At 68.3% G+C, this 4,288-nt stretch carries 6 protein-coding genes; 1 reads left to right on the top strand and 5 read right to left on the bottom strand.

Annotated features, from left to right (window positions below):
- The 5 genes from WBA11_RS20270 to WBA11_RS20290 all read right to left on the bottom strand — a co-directional run.
- On the bottom strand, window positions 1–336 hold a 336-nt coding region (locus WBA11_RS20270; RefSeq protein WP_424522441.1), incomplete at its 3' end, for an ACP S-malonyltransferase.
- 79 nt (window positions 337–415) lie between these two features.
- Window positions 416–1,453: a beta-ketoacyl-ACP synthase III gene (locus tag WBA11_RS20275; RefSeq protein ID WP_424522442.1), complete on the bottom strand. Its 1,038-nt coding sequence runs from the start codon at window positions 1,451–1,453 to the stop codon at window positions 416–418.
- Between the two features lie 6 nt (window positions 1,454–1,459).
- On the bottom strand, window positions 1,460–2,491 hold the full coding sequence (plsX, locus tag WBA11_RS20280; protein ID WP_424522443.1) for a phosphate acyltransferase PlsX: 1,032 nt from the start codon (window positions 2,489–2,491) through the stop codon (window positions 1,460–1,462).
- A 153-nt stretch (window positions 2,492–2,644) separates the two neighbouring features.
- Window positions 2,645–2,836 (bottom strand): 50S ribosomal protein L32, encoded by a 192-nt coding sequence (gene rpmF / locus WBA11_RS20285; protein ID WP_424522444.1) that lies wholly within the window; start codon window positions 2,834–2,836, stop codon window positions 2,645–2,647.
- 38 nt (window positions 2,837–2,874) lie between these two features.
- Complete coding sequence (locus tag WBA11_RS20290; protein ID WP_424522445.1) at window positions 2,875–3,354, bottom strand: YceD family protein; 480 nt, start codon at window positions 3,352–3,354, stop codon at window positions 2,875–2,877.
- Between the two features lie 595 nt (window positions 3,355–3,949).
- Between WBA11_RS20290 and WBA11_RS20295 the strand changes: the two genes are divergently transcribed.
- A partial coding sequence (locus tag WBA11_RS20295) for a DnaA N-terminal domain-containing protein (protein WP_424522446.1) occupies window positions 3,950–4,288 on the top strand: 339 nt, incomplete at its 3' end.

Here is a 4,288-nt window from a genome sequence, read left to right on the forward strand (position 1 = left end):
ACGGCGCACCGCCCGTAGCCCGTCCTCGAAGCTGACGCCGCCGACGGCCGCGATCGCGCTCCACTCGCCCAGGCTGTGGCCCGCCACCACGTCCGGCCGGACGGCGCGGGATGCGAGAACAGCATTCGCGGCCAGGCTGTGCGTGTAGAGCGCCGGCTGGGTGATCTCGGTCGGTTTCAGGGCGTCGCCGTCGTCGCCGAACATCAGCTCTGTCAGGGAGAAGCCCAGGACGCGGTCGGCCTCATCGAGGAGGTCTCGGGCGGCGGGAATCTCGTAGAGGTCGGCGGCCATACCGGGCGCCTGGGAGCCTTGGCCGGGGAACAGAAACGCGAGCATGAGTCGTCAGGGGAAGTCAGATTCAGGAGCGACGCGACCTCGAGGCCGATGGTCCGACCGCCGCGCCCTCGAGGACGGGTTATGCCGAGAGCTCGGCCAGCGTCTTCTCGGCGACGGTGCTGCCGTCGTAGCTCCACTTGAGCCACGTCGCACCCCAGGTGAACCCGCCGCCGAACGCGGCCAGGACCAGGTTGTCGCCGGGGCGGAGCTCGCTCTCCCAGTCGGACAGGCAGAGCGGGAGCGTGCCGGCCGTCGTGTTGCCGTAGCGCTCGATGTTGACCATCACCTTGTCGCTCGAGAGTCCCATCCGCCGAGCGGTCGCGTCGATGATGCGCAGGTTGGCTTGGTGCGGGACGAGGTAGCGGACGTCATCGGCCCCAAGCTCGTTGCGCTCCATGATTTCGGCGGCGGCGTCGGCCATACCGGTCACGGCCTTCTTGAAGACCGAGCGGCCGTCCTGCTGGAGGTAGTGCGCCCGGGCATCGATGGACCCGTGCGTGGGAGGCATGAGGGATCCGCCACCAGGCATCTGAAGGGCCTCTCCCCCGCTGCCGTCCGAATAGTGGACCACGTCGAGGACGCCGGTGCCGTCGGTGGTTGGTTCCAAGAGGACCGCGCCGGCGCCGTCGCCGAACAGGATGCACGACGTGCGGTCGGTGTAGTCGATGATGCGCGACATCGTGTCGGCGCCGATGACCAAGACGCGCTGGTGCATCCCGGACTCGACCAGCTTCGCGCCGGTCGTCAGGGCGAACAGGAACCCGGAGCACGCCGCCGACAGGTCGAACCCCCACGCCTTGGTCGCGCCGATCGCGTCTTGGACGCGGCAGGCCGTCGCCGGGAAGACGGTGTCCGGCGTGGTGGTGGCCACGATGACGCAGTCCACGTCGCTGGCCCCCACGCCCGCCTTCTCGAGGCACGCTCGTGCCGCCTCCGTGCTCATGAACGCCGTCGCCTTGGACTCGTCGCGCAGGATGCGGCGCTCCTTGATGCCCGTCCTCGACTGGATCCACTCGTCGTTCGTGTCGACCATCGCCTCGAGGTCGGCGTTCGTAAGCCGGTCGGGCGGCAGGTAGGTCCCGACCGCCGTGATGGCGGCCGTCGTGCGAGAGGGCATCGAGGGCTAGGGGGATTGTTCGCCGGCGGTGTCCTGGAGCGCTCGGGCGATCCGGGCGGTCAGGTTTTGCTCAACCAAGCTGGCGGCGCTCAGCACCATCTGGCGGCACGCCATCGAGGACGACCCGCCGTGCCCGATCACGACCGTCCCGTCGATGCCCAGCATCGGCACGCCGCCGAACGCTTGGTAGTCGAACGGGGCCAGCATCCCTTTGAGGACGCCTCCAACCGTCTGGGCTTGCTCGGCCTCGAGGGCCTGGCGCCCGATCTCGGCCTTGACCATCTGGGGCAGGATCGTCGCGACCGACTCGGCCAGCTTCAGCACGACGTTGCCCACGAACCCGTCGCAGACGCACACGTCGGCGCCGTGCTGCAGGATGTCTCGGCCCTCGACGTTGCCGACGAACCGGAACGCGCCGCGCTCGCCGAGAGCCGCCATCGTCTGGTGGGCCTCTTTAACGGTGTCTGTTCCTTTGCCTGGCTCCTCGCCCACGTTGACGAGCCCGACGCTCGGGTCCTCCTTGTCGAGAAACGCCGAGCCGAAGACGGCGCCCATCTGGGCAAACTGGACGAGGTGCTCGGGCCGGACCTCGACGTTGGCGCCGACGTCGAGGAGCACGCACGTGCCCGACGGCGTCGGGAGGTAGCCGGGGAGCGCGGGGCGCAAGACGCCGGGCAGTCGGCCCAGGCCGAACAGGGCCGCGGCCATGACCGCACCCGTGTTTCCTGCGCTCGCAAACGCGTCCGCCCGTCCGGCCTTGACGGCGCCGATTCCGACGTGGACCGACGACTGCGGCTTCTGCTTTAGCGCGACCGTTGGGCTCTCGCCCATCTCGATCACTTGGGGCGCGTCTACGACGCGGACGCGGCCGTCGTCGGCGCCGTGCTTTTGGAGCTCCGCACGGACCTGTTCTTCCGGCCCCACCAAGAGGACTCCGATCCGGTCCCCGGCCTCCTCGACGGCCTCGAGGACGCCCTCCACGACCACCGACGGGGCGTGATCTCCCCCCATAGCGTCGACGGCGACTCGGACGGGCATGGGCGACAGGCGGAGAGGCGAGAGGGGACGGAGAAGATACCTCGACAACGCCGAGCGCCCGCGCAGGCTCCCAAACGGGAGTGCGCGGGCGCATCAGGAGCGGGCCACCAAGGGCCGAGCGTTCCGACCTCGAGGCCGAAGCCTCAGGGAACGCTACGCGTAGTCCTCGGAGACCTCGAGGACGGCGCGGCCACGGTAGTGACCACACGTCGGGCAGGCGCGGTGCATCAGCTTAGCGTTGCCGCAGTTGGGGCACTCGTGCGGGGTGGGCACGTTCTTGACCTTGTACTCGGAGCGGCGCTTGCCGGTGCGGGCCTTGGAGTGCTTGCGTTTGGGGTTAGCCATCGTTTTCGAGGATGAGGGCCGAAGCCCGGAGAGTCTGTCTAATCGGTGTCGTCGCCGCGGAGAGCGCGCAGGGCCTCCCACCGGTCGTCGGCGATGCCGTCCTCGGAGGACGCGCCGAACTCGGTTGGGATCTCGGCCGCGCGGGCGGCCGGGCTCACCTTCCGTAGGGGGACGGCGAGCAGGAGCGTGTCGCGGACCGAGTCCGCCACGTCGATGTGGGTCGCGTCCTGGGGAAGCGGGCGCACGTCGTCATCTGCCTCCTCTGCGGTCGCGGAGAACAAGACCGCATGGCTGCCTTCGATCTCTTGGTCGTAGAGGTCGAGCGTCCGGTCGCACTCGAGGCGAGCGGTGGACCGGACGGTGTAGGCCGCGAGCACCCGGTCCACGCCGACGTCGAGGTTGAGGTCGACGGTGATGTCCGAGAACGTCTCGGGATCGAGGCCGAAGTCGTCGGCTGTCGGCTCGAGGCTCTCCTGGTGGAGGCCGTCGGGGAGCGGAGCAATACGGACCTGGAGCACGGTAGGTCAGGCGGCGGTCGTCAAGGAACGCGGATGGGGTCGCCATCCGGCAGATGTCGGAGTCGCAGAGCGATCTCAGAGCCTGCGAAGGTAGGTCCCGCCCTCGAGGGCGGACAAGGGCCTCACGCGAAGTTGACGCGGCCTCGAGGACGGGGCGCCCTGTGGCCGGTCTCGGTGTCGGGTGTAGGACGTTGGAGGGGCGACCCGGAAGCCGTACCGGGGGTCCTCCGGCCTCACCTCGACAATCGCTGGAGAGCGGTGGTTGACAGGATGTGGATAACGAAAGCCGAGCACCACAAGCGGCCGTTACACTACGATCACTTTCCAGTAACCCCCGTCCGTTCCTGGTGAGAGACGATACCCCATCTCGTTGTCGGGTAACGAAGTCACATGCGACCCTATCGGTGTGCCAACCGGTGGACAACTGGTGTCAGCGTTGGGACCGAGCTCGGATCTGGCGCTCTCAGGCCTGTTCCCTAATGTGGACAACTGCGCCGACACGTCACCAGAAAGGCTCGCGTGATCGAGTCGGCGTCACGATATTCCGCACCCGTCGATCCCCGAACCCTCCCTCTGCCACCCTGGTTTTCGCTTCATGGATCGATCGCGCGACGAGGTATGGGAGGAGTGCCTCGGGATAATCAGGGACAACATTAGCCGGCAGAGCTTTCGGACGTGGTTCGAGCCGCTCCGGGCGGTCGGCCTCGAGGACGAGGACGGCGCGCTCAAGCTGACCGTCCAGCTCCCAAGCCGGTTCTACTACGAGTGGCTGGAGGAGCACTACTTCGCGCTCCTGCGCAAGACGATCACCAAGGTCCTGGGTCCCGGCGGGCGCCTCTACTACGACATCGTGATCGAGCGCGACGAGCCCGCCCCGGGCGGCAAGCGCGGGGCCTCGATGGAGCTCCCCGCGCGCCAGCCCTCGAACGTGCCT

Origin of the sequence: Rubrivirga sp. (genome assembly GCF_049648075.1) — a bacterium.
GTDB lineage: Bacteria > Bacteroidota > Rhodothermia > Rhodothermales > Rubricoccaceae > Rubrivirga.

Excerpts from the sequence above, each read along its gene's own strand:
- plsX (WP_424522443.1), bottom strand. The coding sequence starts at position 2,491 with ATGCCCGTCCGAGTCGCCGTCGACGCTATGGGGGGAGATCACGCCCCG.
- rpmF (WP_424522444.1), bottom strand. The coding sequence starts at position 2,836 with ATGGCTAACCCCAAACGCAAGCACTCCAAGGCCCGCACCGGCAAGCGC.
- WBA11_RS20275 (WP_424522442.1), bottom strand. The coding sequence starts at position 1,453 with ATGCCCTCTCGCACGACGGCCGCCATCACGGCGGTCGGGACCTACCTG.